Annotated in this window: 15 protein-coding genes; 11 read left to right on the forward strand and 4 right to left on the reverse strand. The window is 63.1% G+C overall.

The annotated features are described in order from the left end of the window. Positions 1–139: 139 nt before the first annotated feature. Complete coding sequence (gene cobF, locus AC04SF_RS10085; protein ID WP_488477661.1) at positions 140–916, reverse strand: precorrin-6A synthase (deacetylating); 777 nt, start codon at positions 914–916, stop codon at positions 140–142. Positions 917–1,222: 306 nt separating this feature from the next. Here cobF and AC04SF_RS10090 point away from each other — a divergent pair, with 306 nt between their 5' ends. From AC04SF_RS10090 to AC04SF_RS10115, 6 genes are all read left to right on the forward strand, one after another. Further along, positions 1,223–2,230, forward strand: a complete 1,008-nt coding sequence (locus tag AC04SF_RS10090; RefSeq protein ID WP_488477981.1) for a DUF4424 domain-containing protein — start codon at positions 1,223–1,225, stop codon at positions 2,228–2,230. Further along, entirely contained in the window at positions 2,230–2,748 is a 519-nt protein-coding gene (locus AC04SF_RS10095; RefSeq protein ID WP_488477662.1) for a dihydrofolate reductase, read from the forward strand. Before AC04SF_RS10090 ends, AC04SF_RS10095 begins: the two co-directional genes overlap by 1 nt. A 169-nt stretch (positions 2,749–2,917) precedes the next feature. Beyond that, complete coding sequence (gene hflK / locus AC04SF_RS10100) at positions 2,918–4,036, forward strand: FtsH protease activity modulator HflK (RefSeq protein ID WP_488477663.1); 1,119 nt, start codon at positions 2,918–2,920, stop codon at positions 4,034–4,036. Then, positions 4,036–5,004, forward strand: a complete 969-nt coding sequence (gene hflC, locus AC04SF_RS10105; protein ID WP_096447302.1) for a protease modulator HflC — start codon at positions 4,036–4,038, stop codon at positions 5,002–5,004. Before hflK ends, hflC begins: the two co-directional genes overlap by 1 nt. A gap of 3 nt (positions 5,005–5,007) precedes the next feature. Further along, positions 5,008–5,196 carry a DUF2065 domain-containing protein gene (locus AC04SF_RS10110; protein ID WP_096447300.1) on the forward strand — a complete coding sequence of 63 codons (189 nt, stop codon included), beginning with the start codon at positions 5,008–5,010 and terminating at the stop codon, positions 5,194–5,196. Between the two features lie 150 nt (positions 5,197–5,346). After that, positions 5,347–6,861 (forward strand): DegQ family serine endoprotease, encoded by a 1,515-nt coding sequence (locus AC04SF_RS10115; protein ID WP_096447298.1) that lies wholly within the window; start codon positions 5,347–5,349, stop codon positions 6,859–6,861. 33 nt (positions 6,862–6,894) lie between these two features. Here the strand turns inward: AC04SF_RS10115 and AC04SF_RS10120 are convergent, their stop codons facing one another. Then, positions 6,895–7,467 (reverse strand): GNAT family N-acetyltransferase, encoded by a 573-nt coding sequence (locus tag AC04SF_RS10120; RefSeq protein ID WP_488477664.1) that lies wholly within the window; start codon positions 7,465–7,467, stop codon positions 6,895–6,897. Further along, positions 7,464–8,351, reverse strand: a complete 888-nt coding sequence (gene serB, locus AC04SF_RS10125) for a phosphoserine phosphatase SerB (RefSeq protein ID WP_488477665.1) — start codon at positions 8,349–8,351, stop codon at positions 7,464–7,466. Before serB ends, AC04SF_RS10120 begins: the two co-directional genes overlap by 4 nt. Here serB and miaA point away from each other — a divergent pair. Next, entirely contained in the window at positions 8,341–9,306 is a 966-nt protein-coding gene (miaA, locus tag AC04SF_RS10130) for a tRNA (adenosine(37)-N6)-dimethylallyltransferase MiaA (protein ID WP_488477666.1), read from the forward strand. The genes serB and miaA overlap by 11 nt on opposite strands. 105 nt (positions 9,307–9,411) lie before the next feature. Next, on the forward strand, positions 9,412–10,203 hold the full coding sequence (locus tag AC04SF_RS10135) for a GGDEF domain-containing protein (protein WP_488477667.1): 792 nt from the start codon (positions 9,412–9,414) through the stop codon (positions 10,201–10,203). A gap of 224 nt (positions 10,204–10,427) precedes the next feature. Here AC04SF_RS10135 and AC04SF_RS10140 read toward each other — a convergent pair whose 3' ends face one another. Then, positions 10,428–12,260, reverse strand: a complete 1,833-nt coding sequence (locus tag AC04SF_RS10140; RefSeq protein WP_488477668.1) for an ATP-binding protein — start codon at positions 12,258–12,260, stop codon at positions 10,428–10,430. 154 nt (positions 12,261–12,414) lie between these two features. On the opposite strand from AC04SF_RS10140, the gene AC04SF_RS10145 reads away from it, so the two are divergent. The 3 genes from AC04SF_RS10145 to AC04SF_RS10155 are packed head-to-tail and all read left to right on the forward strand — an operon-like array spanning position 12,415 to position 13,851. Next, on the forward strand, positions 12,415–12,978 hold the full coding sequence (locus tag AC04SF_RS10145; RefSeq protein ID WP_488477669.1) for a helix-turn-helix domain-containing protein: 564 nt from the start codon (positions 12,415–12,417) through the stop codon (positions 12,976–12,978). Between the two features lie 4 nt (positions 12,979–12,982). Then, entirely contained in the window at positions 12,983–13,291 is a 309-nt protein-coding gene (locus AC04SF_RS10150; protein WP_096447284.1) for a hypothetical protein, read from the forward strand. Between the two features lie 29 nt (positions 13,292–13,320). Next, positions 13,321–13,851: a GNAT family N-acetyltransferase gene (locus tag AC04SF_RS10155; protein WP_488477670.1), complete on the forward strand. Its 531-nt coding sequence runs from the start codon at positions 13,321–13,323 to the stop codon at positions 13,849–13,851.

The raw sequence follows: 13,851 nt of genomic DNA on the forward strand, positions 1-13,851 counted from the left end.
TATATGTGATATACGCCGTGCGGGTGGGTTCCACGAGGCGGCGCTTGTTTATCAGACTAGCATAAAACGCTGTTTTTTCTAACTCTTGCGCGCCGCCAATCCGTCTCGCCGGTCTTGTTACTCAGGCCCCGATAGCTGGCTAGATATCCTCAGGCTCACCGGGCTTGCGTAGCAGATAGGTGTCCATGATCCAGCCTTTTTGCCGGCGGGCTTCCTCGCGGACTTTTTCGATCTCGGCGCCGACATCACCCAGGCGGCCCGAGAGAACAATCTCGTCCGGCGTGCCGAGATAGGCGCCCCAATGGATGACGACATCCTGGTCGGCCAGCGTGTTGAAGGCGCATTTGCCGTCCAGCATGACCACCGTGCTGCCGGCATTGCTGGCCAGGCCTTCCTCGGTCAGCCTGCGGCCGGTGGTGATCAACACGGAATCGCCGATGCGGTTCAGTGCCATTCTGTGACTGGCGGCAAGCGCCTGGATGGCGGTGATGCCCGGGATGACTTCCAGTTCGAAGGCGACATTGTCTCTCAGGCGCACGCGCTCGAGGATACGAAGCGCGCTGTCGTAGAGCGAAGGGTCGCCCCAGATCAGGAAGGCGCCGCAGCCATTCTCGGCAAGCTCGTCGCGGATCAGGGCTTCATAGATAGCGGCGATGGCTTCGTGCCAGTCGTCGACGGTCGAGCGGTAGGAGGATGTCGGTTCGGCGCGCACCGGCACGTCGAACTCGACGCGGCGCGATTTCGGGTTGGTGACGAAGCGGTCGCAAATCTCGCGCCGCAATTCGGCAAGGTCGTTCTTCTTCGCCCCCTTGTCTGGGATGAACAGCACATCGGCACGGTTCAGGCCTGATATGGCCTGCACGGTCATGTGGTCGGGATTGCCGGCGCCGATGCCGATGACGAGAAGCTTGCGCATGGGGCGAACTCCTGCCCGATCGGAAGCTGTTAGTCCAGACCGCTGCTTGCGTGTCCAGACCACTGCTTGCGTGTCCAGACCGCTTTGGCGGGTCCGCGGATGCGGAAGGGCTTTGAAACGCCACATTGAAACGGCTAGGGTCGTCAGGGCATTCTTGCCGAGGGGGCTTTGATGTTGCGATATGTTCTAGAGCGTTTCACCGTTTCACGGAAACGGCGAATCGCTCTAACTCTTTGTTTTGACGCAATTCCCAAGGGAAAGCGCTACGCGCTTTTCCCGGGAAAACCGCTTCACACTTTTCCTGGAATTGCTCTGACTGCCGCGCTGGCGCTTTCGGCAGCACCCGCATTGGCCAACGACTCGGTTGCCGAGCTTGGTACTGGCGGCCTGATCCTGTCGCGCAGCGATGCTGTCGCGATGCAAAGCGAGGACCTCTTCATCTCGCCCGAAAAGGTGACGGTCGACTACGTCTTCCACAACAACACCGACAAGGACGTCAGCGCGATCGTCGCCTTTCCAATGCCCGACATTTCGGGCGATCCGGAAGAGATGCCGGCGATCCCTGAAAACCAGAGCGACAATTTCCTCGGCTTCGAGGTGACGATCGACGGTGCACCGGCAAAGCCGCAGCTCGAGCAGAAGGTGTTCGCGCTCGGCATCGACATCAGCGCTGACCTCAAGGCGCAGAATGTGCCGTTCAATCCGTTCGGCGATGCCGCCAAGGCAGCGCTGGCGAAGCTGCCAAAGGCAGTGGCCGACGACTGGGTCAACCGCGGCATCATCATCGAGGACACCGCCGATGACGGCAGCGGCATGAAATCAAACTATGCGCCGTTCTGGCAATTGCGCTCGACCTACTGGTGGCGCTCGACCTTTCCGGCCAATAAGGACGTTCACGTTTCCCATCGCTACAAGCCGAGCGTCGGCGGCACGTCTTCGGTCAGCTTCTTCTATGACGGCCAGTTCCAGGGGCAATATGCGACATACAAGACCCGCTACTGCATGGACGACACGTTCGAGAACGCGGTGCGCAAGGCAGCCAAGGACAATCCGGATGGCTATCCTCAGTACAACGAAAGCCGCATCGCCTACATCCTGACCACCGGAGGCAACTGGGCGGCGGGCACCATCGGCAAGTTCAAGCTGACCATCGACAAGAGCAACGCGAAAGCCCTTCTCTCGTTCTGCGGCGACAATGTCAAAAAGGTTGGGCCGACGACCTTCGAGATGACCGCGAGCGATTTTTACCCAGAGCACGACATCGATATCCTGCTGCTCGAACCATCGGACAGCAATGGCGGGGATGCGAACTGATGCATGTCGCTATCTATGTCGCCATCGCCGAGAACAACGTGATCGGGCGGGATGGCGGACTGCCCTGGCGGCTCTCCACCGACCTCAAGCGTTTCAAGGCCGACACGATGGGCAAGCCCATCATCATGGGCCGCAAGACCTATGAAGGCATCGGCCGCCCGTTGCCGGGCCGGCTGAACATCGTCGTCACTCGCGACAAAGTCTGGCGCGCCGAAGGCGTCGAGGTGGCGCATACGCTTGAGGCGGCGATCCAGTTGGCAACGGTGCGCGGACGCTGCATGACTGGGGTCGACGAGGTCTGCGTCATCGGCGGTGGCGAGATCTATGCGCAGGCGCTGCCGCTCGCCGACCGGCTGCACGTCACCCATGTGCTGGCCGCCGTCGACGGCGACGCGCATTTCCCGCCGATCGACCCTCAGACATGGCGCGCGGTCAATTCGCAGGAGGTTCCGGCCGGAGAAAAGGACAGCCACGCTACGCGCTATTCGGTTTACGAGCGCCGCCGCGAGATACATTGAAAGACAAAAAAGCTATTGAAAGACGACAAAGGGTCGCTACCGACCCAAAACGGATGATGTCGGCGGGGCATCGCGTTGAAAGCGTGCTGCCACATCCCTATAGAAGAACAACACTGGATTTTGCGCCGTAACACCGGCGCTTGAGGGAATTCCAAGCGAAAGGACATTCATGCCCTGGAACGACAAGAGCGGCGGTGGCGGCGGCCCATGGGGCGGCGGCGGCGGCAACAATCAGGGACCCTGGGGGCAGGGTCCGAAGGGACCGAGCGGCCCGCAGGGCTCGCCTCCCGATCTCGAAGACATCATCCGCCGCGGCCAGGACCGGCTGCGGCGCGCGCTGCCCGGTGGCGGCGGCGCCAGCCCGGCCGTGTTCGGACTGGTCGCCGCGGTGCTGGTCGTTCTCTGGGCATTCCAGGCGGTCTATACCGTGCAGCCGGACGAGGTCGCCGTCGAATTGCGCTTCGGCAAGCCGAAGCCCGAACTCTCCCAGCCTGGCCTGCATTTCCATTGGTGGCCACTCGAAACCGTCGAAACGGCCAAGATCTCCGAGCAGCTCGTCAGCATCGGCGGTGGCAACACCAGCGGCAACGGCCTGATGCTCTCTGGCGACCAGAACATCGTCAATGTCCAGTTTTCGGTGGCCTATCAGGTCTCGGATCCGAGAGCCTATCTGTTCGACGTGTCCGATCCCGACGGTATGCTGACCCAGGTGGCCGAAAGCGCCATGCGTGAAGCTGTCGGTCGGAGACCGGCACAGGACATCTTCCGCGACGACCGTCAGGGTATCGCGGCCTCCGTGCGTGAAATCATCCAGACCACGCTCGACGGCTACAAGGCCGGCCTGCAGGTCAATGCCATCTCGATCGAAGACGCGGCCCCGCCGCGCGAAGTGGCCGATGCCTTCGACGAGGTGCAGCGCGCCGAGCAGGACGAAGACAAATTCGTCGAGCAGGCCAACCAGTATTCCAACCAGAAGCTCGGCGGGGCACGGGGCGCTGCGGCGCAGATCCGCGAGGACGCGGCTGCTTACAAGAACCGTGTCGTTCAGGAGGCAGAAGGCGAAGCGCAGCGCTTCATCTCGGTCTACGACGAATACGCCAAGGCGCCGGATGTGACCCGCAAGCGCCTCTATCTGGAAACCATGGAGAAGGTTCTGAAGGACTCGAGCAAGGTCATCGTCGAGCAGGGCAACGGACAAGGCGTAGTGCCCTATCTGCCGCTGCCGGCATTGCAGCCGAAAGTGCCGGCTCCGGCTGCGCCTGCCGCGAACACGGGAGGTACCCAGTGATGGCCAATCGTCTTCCCATCTTCGTCGTCATCGCGGCGGTCATCCTGTTCCTCATCTATTCCTCTGTCTTCGTGGTCAATGCGAAGCAGCAGGCGATCGTGCTCAGGTTCGGCGAGATCGTCGACGTCAAGAGCGAGCCCGGCATCTATTTCAAGGCGCCGTTCTCGTTCTTCGACGCTGATACGGTGCAACTGATCGAGAACAGGGTGCTGCGCTTCGACCTCGACAACATCCGCGTCCAGGTGTCGGGCGGCAAGTTCTATGAGGTCGATGCCTTCATCGCCTATCGCATCTCGGATCCGCGCGTGTTCCGTGCCGCGGTGTCCGGCCAGATCGAACTGGCCGAAGCGCGGCTGAGGACCCGTCTCGACGCTGCCTTGCGCCGCGTCTACGGTCTGCGCGACTTCGAGGCGGCGCTCTCGGAAGAGCGTGCCGTGATGATGCGCGAAGTGCGCGATCAGCTCCGGCCCGATGCCACCTCGCTCGGCCTGCAGATCGAGGATGTCCGCATCCGCCGCACCGACCTCACGGCCGAGGTTTCACAGCAGACCTACGACCGCATGAAGGCCGAACGCCTGGCCGAGGCCGCTCGGCTCCGGGCACGCGGCAATGAAGCGGCACAGCGCATCACGGCACGCGCCGACCGCGAAGTGGTCGAGATCGTTGCCGAAGCGCAGAAGGAATCCGAAATTCTGCGTGGTGAGGGCGAAGCCCAGCGCAGTGCCACCTTCGCGGACGCCTACAAGCGCGACCCGGCCTTCTTCGATTTCTACCGGTCGATGAACGCCTATGGCACGGCGCTGGACAACACCGGAACGACCATGGTGCTGTCGCCGAATTCGGAGTTCTTCCGCTACTTCCGCGACCCCGACGGCAAGGAAGGGCCGGCGAAGCCGCCAGCAGCTCCGGCTGCACCGGCGACGGCACCTGCCGCGCCGACGACGCAACCCAGCACCGGCCAGCAATAGCCGGTGCAGGACTTTTTCGCGGCGATAGGCCTGGTCCTTGTCATAGAGGGCCTGGTCTATGGCGGCTTTCCCAGCTTGGCGCGGAAGCTCGCGGGCGAGGTGCTGTCGATGCCGGAGAATGCATTGCGGATCGCCGGGCTGGTCGCGATCGCCATCGGTGTCGGCATCGTCTGGCTGGTGCGGGGCGGATGAGAACGTCAGGTTTTCGTCTGCGGCATAACGGAGGATTTATCCTCTGCCGGTAGTCGTAGCCGCAAACGTGCCGTATTTTTTGCCAACATGGCGCAACACGGTGTTTTCACCGTTGCGCTTTCTCTTTCAGAAAGACCGGGAGGCTTCTCGATGACATCCACATTCCTTTTGCGCGCGGCACGGCGGACCTTCATCGCCGGCACGGCAGCGCTTCTTGTCGGTACTGTCGCCGTCCCGTCCTTCGTGATGCCGACCTTCGCGGCAGACGGACCTGCTTCGGTGGCCGACCTCGCGCAAGGCGTGCTCGGCGCGGTGGTCAACATCTCGACCTCGCAGACGGTCAAGGGCACGGAAGGGCCGGGTGCGGTGCCGATGCCGCAGCTTCCCGAAGGCTCGCCCTTCCAGGACTTCTTCGATGATTTCTTCAAGAACCGCGGCGGCGACAAGGACAATGGCGCGCAGAAGGTGCAGTCGCTGGGATCCGGCTTCGTCATCGATGCCGAGCAAGGCATCGTCGTCACCAACAACCACGTGATTGCGGACGCCGACGACATCGAAGTCAATTTCTCCGATGGCGTGACGCTGAAGGCGACGCTGGTCGGCACAGACACCAAGACCGATGTCGCGGTGCTGAAAGTCGATCCAAAGGGCCACAAGCTCACGGCGGTGAAGTTCGGCGATTCCACCAAGATGCGCGTCGGCGACTGGGTGATGGCGGTCGGCAATCCGTTCGGCCTTGGCGGCACGGTCACGGTCGGCATCGTCTCGGCCCGCAACCGCGACATCAATTCCGGTCCCTATGACGATTTCATCCAGACCGATGCGGCGATCAATCGCGGCAATTCGGGCGGACCGTTGTTCAACAGCGCTGGCGAGGTCATCGGCATCAACACGGCGATCATTTCGCCGTCCGGCGGCTCGATCGGCATCGGCTTCTCCATCCCGTCGCAGCTCGCCTCGGGCGTCGTCGACCAGTTGCGCCAGTTTGGCGAGACGCGGCGCGGCTGGCTAGGCGTGCGCATCCAGCCGGTCACGGACGACATCGCCGAGAGCCTCGGCATGGCGACAGCCAAGGGCGCGCTGGTCGCCGGCGTCATCAAGGGCGGACCGGTCGACAACGGCACCATCCAGGCAGGCGACGTCATCATCAAGTTCGACGGCAAGGACATCCATGAGATGCGCGATCTGCCGCGCGTCGTCGCCGAAAGCCCGGTCGGCAAGGCCGTCGACGTGCTGATCGTGCGCAAGGGTGTCGAGCAGACGGTGAAGGTGACGCTGGGCCGGCTCGAGGATGGCGAAAAGCTCGCCAGTGGCGAGAACGGCAACACCGACCAGGACAAGGGCGACAAGGCTCCGGCCGTTTCGACCGCCTCTGTGCTGGGCATGACCGTCGGTGAACTCAATGACGAGACGCGCAAGAAGTTCAGCATCGCCGCCGATGTTTCCGGCGTCGTCATCACCGATGTCGCCAAGGATTCGGCCGCCGCCGAGCGCGGCATCCAGCCCGGCGAGGTGATCACCGAGATCGCACAGGAATCGGTCGCCACGCCCAAGGACGTCATGGACCGGATCGGCGCGCTGAAGGAGCAGGGCCGCAAGAACGCGCTCTTGATGCTCGCGTCGAAGACCGGTGAGTTGCGGTTTGTAACGATCCGGATGGATTGAGATTTCAATCCGGCGATTTCAAAAAAGAGGCGGCTAACCAGCCGCCTTTTTTCTTGCCCACCAGTCCGCGCGCGAAAGCCGGTAAAGCACGTGCCGCTTGAGCGCGGGATGGCTGTAGGGAATGCTGGGATGGTCGAAGTCAGCCGATGGGTCGGCCGTCATGCCGAGGCGTTTCATGACGGCGGTCGAGCGGTGGTTTTCCGCGACGGCGAAGGAAACGATCTCGTCGACGGCCAATGTCTCGAAACCGTAGGCCAGCCAGGCTTCCGAGGCCTCGGTGACATAGCCCTTGCCCCAGAATTCGGGCGCCAGCCGCCAGCCGATCTCGATCGTGTCGGCCGGCAGCGATGGTACATGATCGGTAGTGAGGAGGCCGACGAAACCGATGCATTCGCCGGTCGCGGCAATCTCGGCCGCAGCGAAGCCATAGCCGTCCTCTTCGATCCAGGCGTGGAATTCGTCCATCTTGGCGTCCGCGGCGGCACGGTCGCGGCGGAACGGGAAGAATTCCATGACGCGCTCATCGGAATTGATGCGATGGAAGAGCTCGCGGTCGCGGTCCTCCCAATTGCGCAGGATGAGACGCTCGGTGCGCATGGGTTTCATTGGACGATTTCCTCGCTCCGATAGCCCTGAAGGTAGAGCAAAGCGGTGAGGTCGCCATGGTCGATGCGGACCTTGGCCTGCGCCGCCACTGTCGGTTTCGCATGAAGCGCCACACCGGTGCCGGCGAGGCGGATCATGTCGAGGTCGTTGGCGCCGTCGCCGACGGCGATGGCATCGGCCGGCGTCAGGCCAAGCCGCGCCGAGATTTCGAGCAGCGCCTCGGCCTTGGCGGCGCGGCCGAGGATCGGCTCGCCGACCAGGCCGGTGAAACGTCCGTCCTGTTCGAGCAGGCGATTGGCGCGGTTTTCCTGAAAGCCGAGCATGGCGGCGATGCGGGTCGTGAACACTTCGAAGCCACCCGAGACCAGTGCCGCCCAGGCGCCGTTGGCACGCATGGTCTGGACCAGCGCGCGGCCGCCCGAGGCCAATGTCAGCCGATTGGCAACGATGCGGTCGACGACGGCGGCATCGAGTCCCTTCAGCAGCGCCACCCGTTCACGCAGCGCCGGCTCGAAAGCGATCTCGCCGTTCATCGACCGCGCGGTGATCGCCGCGACGTGCTCCCTGACGCCGATCTCGTCGGCCAGTTCGTCGATGCATTCCTGGTCGATCATGGTCGAATCCATGTCGGCGATGAGGATTTTCTTGCGACGCGTTTCGGCCTGCTGGACGATCACATCGACCGGTTCCCCAGCCAATGTGGCGCGCAGGGCAGCCGTGGTATCGGTGGCGTCAGCCTCTTGCGACAGGGCAAGATCGCAGGCAATGCCTTCGGCCAGCCAGGCGACGGTGCTTGCGCCGACCGAGCGCGAGGCCATATTCGCAAGTGACGGCGACAGAGCGCGGTCGGCGGGACGGGAAACAAGCGTGGCAATGAGCGGCATCGAGAATTCCGGCGCGGATGCGGGCGAAGGCCGCGTGAAGAACGCGATCCTGATAGCCGGGCCGACCGCCAGCGGCAAGTCGGCATTGGCGCTCGACCTGGCCGAACGCGCAGGCGGCGTTGTCGTCAACACTGATTCCATGCAGGGCTATTCAGTTCTCGATGTGCTGACCGCCCGGCCGGAGGCGGCCGACCTCGCACGCGTGCCGCATTTTCTGTACGGCCACGTCCATCCCGGTACCGCCTATTCGACGGGCGCCTGGCTGCGCGATGTGATGAAACTCATCGATGACGGCGCGCTGTCGCGGCGACCGATCTTCGTCGGCGGCACCGGCCTCTATTTTCGGGCGCTGGCCGAGGGCATTTCGGAAATGCCCGACATTCCACCGCGCATCCGCGACCGCTGGCGCTACGAGTTGAAGGAGCAAGGCGCGGTCAAGCTGCACGGCCTGCTGCTGCGCGAGGATTCGAAAGCCGCCATGCAGCTCAAGCCAACCGATAGCCAGCGCGTCGTGCGGGCGCTCGAAGTGCTCGATGCCTCCGGCCGGTCGATCCTGGATTGGCAGGCTGAGCGCGGCCGGCCGCTCATCGACAGGCGGACGGCGCGTTTCCTGGTCGTCGAGCCGGATCGGGCCGCGCTGGTTGACCGCATCGGGAGGCGCTTCGACCAGATGTTGGACAAGGGCGCGCTGGAGGAGGTCAGGCGACTCGCAGCCCTTGGCCTCGATCCAGACTTGCCGGCGATGAAGGCGATCGGCGTTCGCGACCTGCAGGCGGCGATGGCCGGACAGCTGAGCTTTCCCGAGGCGGTCGAGCGCGCCAAGATCGCAACCCGGCAATACGCCAAGCGGCAGACGACCTGGTTTCGCCATCAGTTGGGGCCGGAATGGCAGAGATTGCGCCCGGGTGACGATCTCGAAACCACGATCCAAACACTTGTTGCTAATGCAACTTAAAAAGTTGACCATGACGGAAGGGTTCGCGCCGAAGTTGCCGGGATTAACGCTCCGTAAGGCGGTCCGTGCCATAAGTTCGATGGGCACTTTTCCATTGGGGAGCAGATGCGTTTCCATAAGGCGGAATCCGCTTTTTTCGTCTTTATTTTCGTGATCCTGGCCGCTGGCCTGGTGACGCTGCACGCCTATGGGCTGTTGCAATCCTTCGCTATGGAACTGCATACGCAGTCGGGCCTGGACAAGGTCATCTACCTCAACAAGCTGTTGTTCGCGACCGGTGTGCTGCTGGCGACCGCGCTGTTCTTCGGTATCTTCTTCATCTATCCGCTGATCCGCAAACAGGCGACGGAAGAAGGCAAGCTGCGCGCCATGACGGTCTCGCTCAGCGCCCGCTCCGAAACGCTCGAGCATGCCGCGCTGACCGACGGCCTGACCGGCATGCAGAATCGCCGTTATTTCGACGATGCGCTGAAGGAATATCTCGAAGAGTTCCGGCGCATCGAAAAGCCGGTCGGGCTGATGATCCTCGATCTCGACCATTTCAAGCAGGTCAACGACACCCACGGCCACGATGTCGGCGACGAGGTGCTCAAGGCTGTCGCCAGCTGCCTGAAGGACATGACACGCTACCACGACGTGGTGGCGCGGCTGGGCGGCGAGGAGTTCGCCGTGGTCACGCCCAACATGGAGGCTGAGTTGCTGGCCAAATTCGCCGAGCGCATCCGCAAGGCAATCGCCAACATGTCGATCCTGTCGGGCAATGTGCGGCTCAAGATCACCACCAGCGTCGGCCTTGCCGTCTGGGACCGTAAGGAAACGGCCGAGGAGTTCTATCGCCGCGCCGACCGCCAGCTCTATGAGGCGAAGAGGCAAGGCCGCAACCGCGTCTGCGCCTAGAATCCCATCATTGAATTCGTGAGGCCGGCCGTCTGCCGCCGTTTTCTGCGCTTCCGGTGCTCACGGACTTAATGTCCGCTCCGCTCCGGTTCTCGAAAACAGCACCAGTCGATTGGCCTGACGAATTCCCTGACGGGATTTACCCAGGCTGGCCAACGAAGCTTGGCCCTTGGATGTTTGACGTAGGTGCTCAGTGTTATCGGCAGATGGACTTGACGCCAGGCTCAGTCGTTCTGGGGGCGCAGGCCGAAGGTGGCGGGTTTCAGGCCGTATCGCATGTCGAAATCGTCGTCCGCTGGCGCGCGGGTGGTTGCCGGCTTGCGGTAGTCGGGATCGCCGGCCTGGCGGCTGGAATCGACCACTTCGGCGAAGGCCATCGCCTGCGGTGTCGGTTTCGGCACGTTGCGCAGCCGCTCGACGATCGCCACCAGGTCGACATCGTCGCCGCTCTTCGACGAGATAGCCTCTTCGCGCTTGGACGTGCCGGGCAGCAGGTGGCTGGGCAGTCTTTCGAATTTCAACCGCATGGTCGTCGCCACGCCTTCGCCGAAGGCAATGGCTTCGCGCTGGCCCATGGACGACAGGAAGGCAAGCGTGGAGGCGGAAGAATCGGCGATGGCCGAGCGGATGATCGCCTGGTCCTGCTCGTTGGCGAGCCGCATGGCGAAGAAGGTCGAGCATTGCGACAGGATGGTCGGGTCGAGTTCGCCGGGGCGCTGGGTGACGACGCCGAGATAGCAGCCATATTTGCGGCCTTCCTTGGCGATGCGCGACAGCGCGTGCCTGGTCGGCGCGAAGCCGAGACGCGGATCGGCCGGCATGTAGCGATGCGCTTCCTCGCACAGAAACAGGAGTTGCAGCTTGCCCTCGCTCCACAGAGCGAGATCGAAGGCCAGGCGCGCCAGCACCGAACAGACGGAGTTGACCACTTCGGAGGGCATGCCGGCCATCTCGAAGCAGGTCACCGGGCGGCCATGATGCGGCACGCGAAAAATGTTGCCGATCGTCTCGTGGATGGTGTCCTCGATCAGGCGCGAACTGAACATGAAGCGGTAGCGCGGATCGGCGGCGGCCGATTCGATGCGCGTCTTGAGCGATTTGAGCGTCGGGCGCTCGTTCTTGCTTTCGAGCATGCCCATGCGTTCGTCGATCTGCTTGAGCAGGTCGACAATGCGGTAAGGCACCGGCGTATCGGCGGTCAGCGCATCATTGCCGCGCCTGAGATAGGCACCTGAATTCGGGTTGCGGTAGAGGTTCTTGGCGAGCGGAATGAGGTCGCGCAGAGCGTCGATCTCTTCCGCATCGGTCTCACGACCGCGAAACAGCACCTCGGCGAATTCCTCGAGCTTGAACATCCAGAACGGCAGGTCGAGCGTCTTGGAATCGACCTTGACGCAATATTCGGGCAGCGAGCTCGCAAATTCATTGTGCGGGTCGAGGATCAGGATGCGCAAATCCGGGCGTGCCTCGATCGACTTGCGCAGCAGCAGCGAAACAGCAGTGGATTTGCCGACGCCGGTGGTGCCGACAATGGCGAAATGGCGCGCCAGCGTGTCGTCGATGGCGATGTTGGCGGCGATCGTCTCGTCCTGCGCCAGCGAGCCGATGGTGATGGAATGACGGCCGGCCAGATCGTAGACCGCCTGCAGGTCGCGGGTGCGGATGCGGTGCGCAATCGCGCCGATATGCGGATAGGTGGTGATGCCGCGGTCGAAGATCGGTTTGGCGCCTGGCTCGGCGCCGTCGCGCACTTCGCCGATCAGCTCGATGCTGACTTCGATGGCGTTCTGGCCTTCATTGCTCCAGGCGCGGTCCGACTTGCCGATGCCATAGACCAGGCCGACGGTTCGCGTCGTGCCCAGATTGATCGAGATCATCTTGCCGACCGTCCAGAGGCCGGTCACCGCGCCGCCGACATCGTCGGCATAGGCGCTGATGGTGGCGCGCGCGCCGTCGCATTGCACGACATTGCCCAGGATGCGCCGGTCGTTCTGCTCTGCGTTGCGGCGCTCCTGCGATGTCGGTTCTCCGACGGAAGCTTCGCGTTCGACATACATGGACAGGCCAATCCCCATTTCCCTGGAGATCAGACCCTACAAGAATGGGGTTAAGGTCGGATGAGGTCGGATGGTGTAGAGACGATTAAGCACCTGGCGAAAATTGTCGCGAAATGGCTCTTCTCCAATTCCCATCGTTCGCTATAATGGACATATGGATGATATAGCGAACGACATTTCCTCGACCATCGGCAGGCGGATCCACACGGAAAGGACCATGCGGGACTGGTCGCTGGCCGAGCTCGCCAAGCGGTCCGGCGTTTCCAAGGCCATGCTGAGCACGATCGAGCGCGGCATGACCAGCCCGACGGCAGCCCTTCTGGTGCGCATCGCTGCGGCTTTTGGCATGACGCTGTCGACCCTCATCGCGCGGGCGGAATTGCAAGGCGGCGGGCTGTTGCGCGAGGCCGACCAGCCGGTGTGGCGCGATCCCGATACAGGTTATGTCAGGCGGCATTTGTCACCGGCCACTGACATGCCGCTCGAACTGATCAAGGTGCATCTGCCGGCGGGCGCCAGGGTCAGTTTGCCGGCGGCCTCCTACGCCTTCATCAAGCAGCAGATCTGGCTGATTTCCGGACGGCTCGACTTCACCGAGGGCGATGTGGTGCACAGGATGGAGCCCGGCGACTGCCTGGCGCTGGGCGCGCCGTCGGACTGCAGCTTCCATGCCCCGGAGGCGGGCGCCGACTATCTCGTCGCGCTGGTCAGGGGCTGAGATTATGGCGAGACGGCCAAAACGCTCCCACAATGGGGGGCCGCCTCTTGACGATTACAAAGGGCCACCCTGGGGCAAGGGCGATCCTTACATCTTCCTGGCCTGGCAGGCCGCGCACGCCAAGGCGTGGAGGGCGCCGAGCCGCGAGGTCATGCTGATGCGCATGGACAAGGCCGAACGGCTGGGCCTGACCTATGAGGAATATACGCTCGAAATCCTCGAACGTGGGCGGCACCTCAGGGAAGAAGACACCGAACGCATCAGCGCCATCAAGGCCGCGCGCAAGCGGCGGCGGGTGCGCCATCTCGACTGAGCCCAATCATCATCTCCAGAGGACTGGCCATGAATTCCATCGAAATCGGAGCGCTGAACGCAAGTGCGGAAACGCTGGCGATGCTGGCGGATCTGCTGGTCGAAACGGTTGGCGCCGGCGGCTCCGTCAGCTTCATGCATCCGTTGGCGCCGGAAGCGGCAAACGTATTCTGGGAGAGGTCGCTGGCCGCGGCGGCAAAGGACGAAAGGGTGGTGCTCGGTGCCTGGGACGGCAAGGTCCTGGCCGGCACCGTCACGCTGCTGCTCGACTGCCCACCCAACCAGCCGCACCGGGCCGAGATCGCCAAGCTGATGACATCGGTCGAATATCGGGGCAAGGGTGTCGGAACGCGGCTGATGCGAGCCGCCGAGCGTCTTGCCGTCGAGAAGGGGCGCACGCTACTGGTTCTGGACACGGCGACGGAGGAGGGCGCTTCGGGCCTCTACGAAAAACTCGGGTTCACCCTGGCCGGCGAAATACCGGACTACGCGCTGAAACCGCATGGTGGGTTGACCGGCACGCTGATCTATTGGAAGCGCATCGGCGTCACGTCGCGCTAG

Source organism: Mesorhizobium sp. CNPSo 4671 (genome assembly GCF_057784245.1).

Bases quoted from the DNA above. Each gene is read 5' to 3' on its own strand.
- cobF (WP_488477661.1), bottom strand. From the start codon at position 916: ATGCGCAAGCTTCTCGTCATCGGCATCGGCGCCGGCAATCCCGACCAC.
- AC04SF_RS10095 (WP_488477662.1), top strand. From the start codon at position 2,230: ATGCATGTCGCTATCTATGTCGCCATCGCCGAGAACAACGTGATCGGG.
- hflK (WP_488477663.1), top strand. From the start codon at position 2,918: ATGCCCTGGAACGACAAGAGCGGCGGTGGCGGCGGCCCATGGGGCGGC.
- hflC (WP_096447302.1), top strand. From the start codon at position 4,036: ATGGCCAATCGTCTTCCCATCTTCGTCGTCATCGCGGCGGTCATCCTG.
- AC04SF_RS10115 (WP_096447298.1), top strand. From the start codon at position 5,347: ATGACATCCACATTCCTTTTGCGCGCGGCACGGCGGACCTTCATCGCC.
- AC04SF_RS10120 (WP_488477664.1), bottom strand. From the start codon at position 7,467: ATGAAACCCATGCGCACCGAGCGTCTCATCCTGCGCAATTGGGAGGAC.
- miaA (WP_488477666.1), top strand. From the start codon at position 8,341: ATGAGCGGCATCGAGAATTCCGGCGCGGATGCGGGCGAAGGCCGCGTG.
- serB (WP_488477665.1), bottom strand. From the start codon at position 8,351: ATGCCGCTCATTGCCACGCTTGTTTCCCGTCCCGCCGACCGCGCTCTG.
- AC04SF_RS10135 (WP_488477667.1), top strand. From the start codon at position 9,412: ATGCGTTTCCATAAGGCGGAATCCGCTTTTTTCGTCTTTATTTTCGTG.
- AC04SF_RS10140 (WP_488477668.1), bottom strand. From the start codon at position 12,260: ATGTATGTCGAACGCGAAGCTTCCGTCGGAGAACCGACATCGCAGGAG.
- AC04SF_RS10145 (WP_488477669.1), top strand. From the start codon at position 12,415: ATGGATGATATAGCGAACGACATTTCCTCGACCATCGGCAGGCGGATC.
- AC04SF_RS10150 (WP_096447284.1), top strand. From the start codon at position 12,983: ATGGCGAGACGGCCAAAACGCTCCCACAATGGGGGGCCGCCTCTTGAC.
- AC04SF_RS10155 (WP_488477670.1), top strand. From the start codon at position 13,321: ATGAATTCCATCGAAATCGGAGCGCTGAACGCAAGTGCGGAAACGCTG.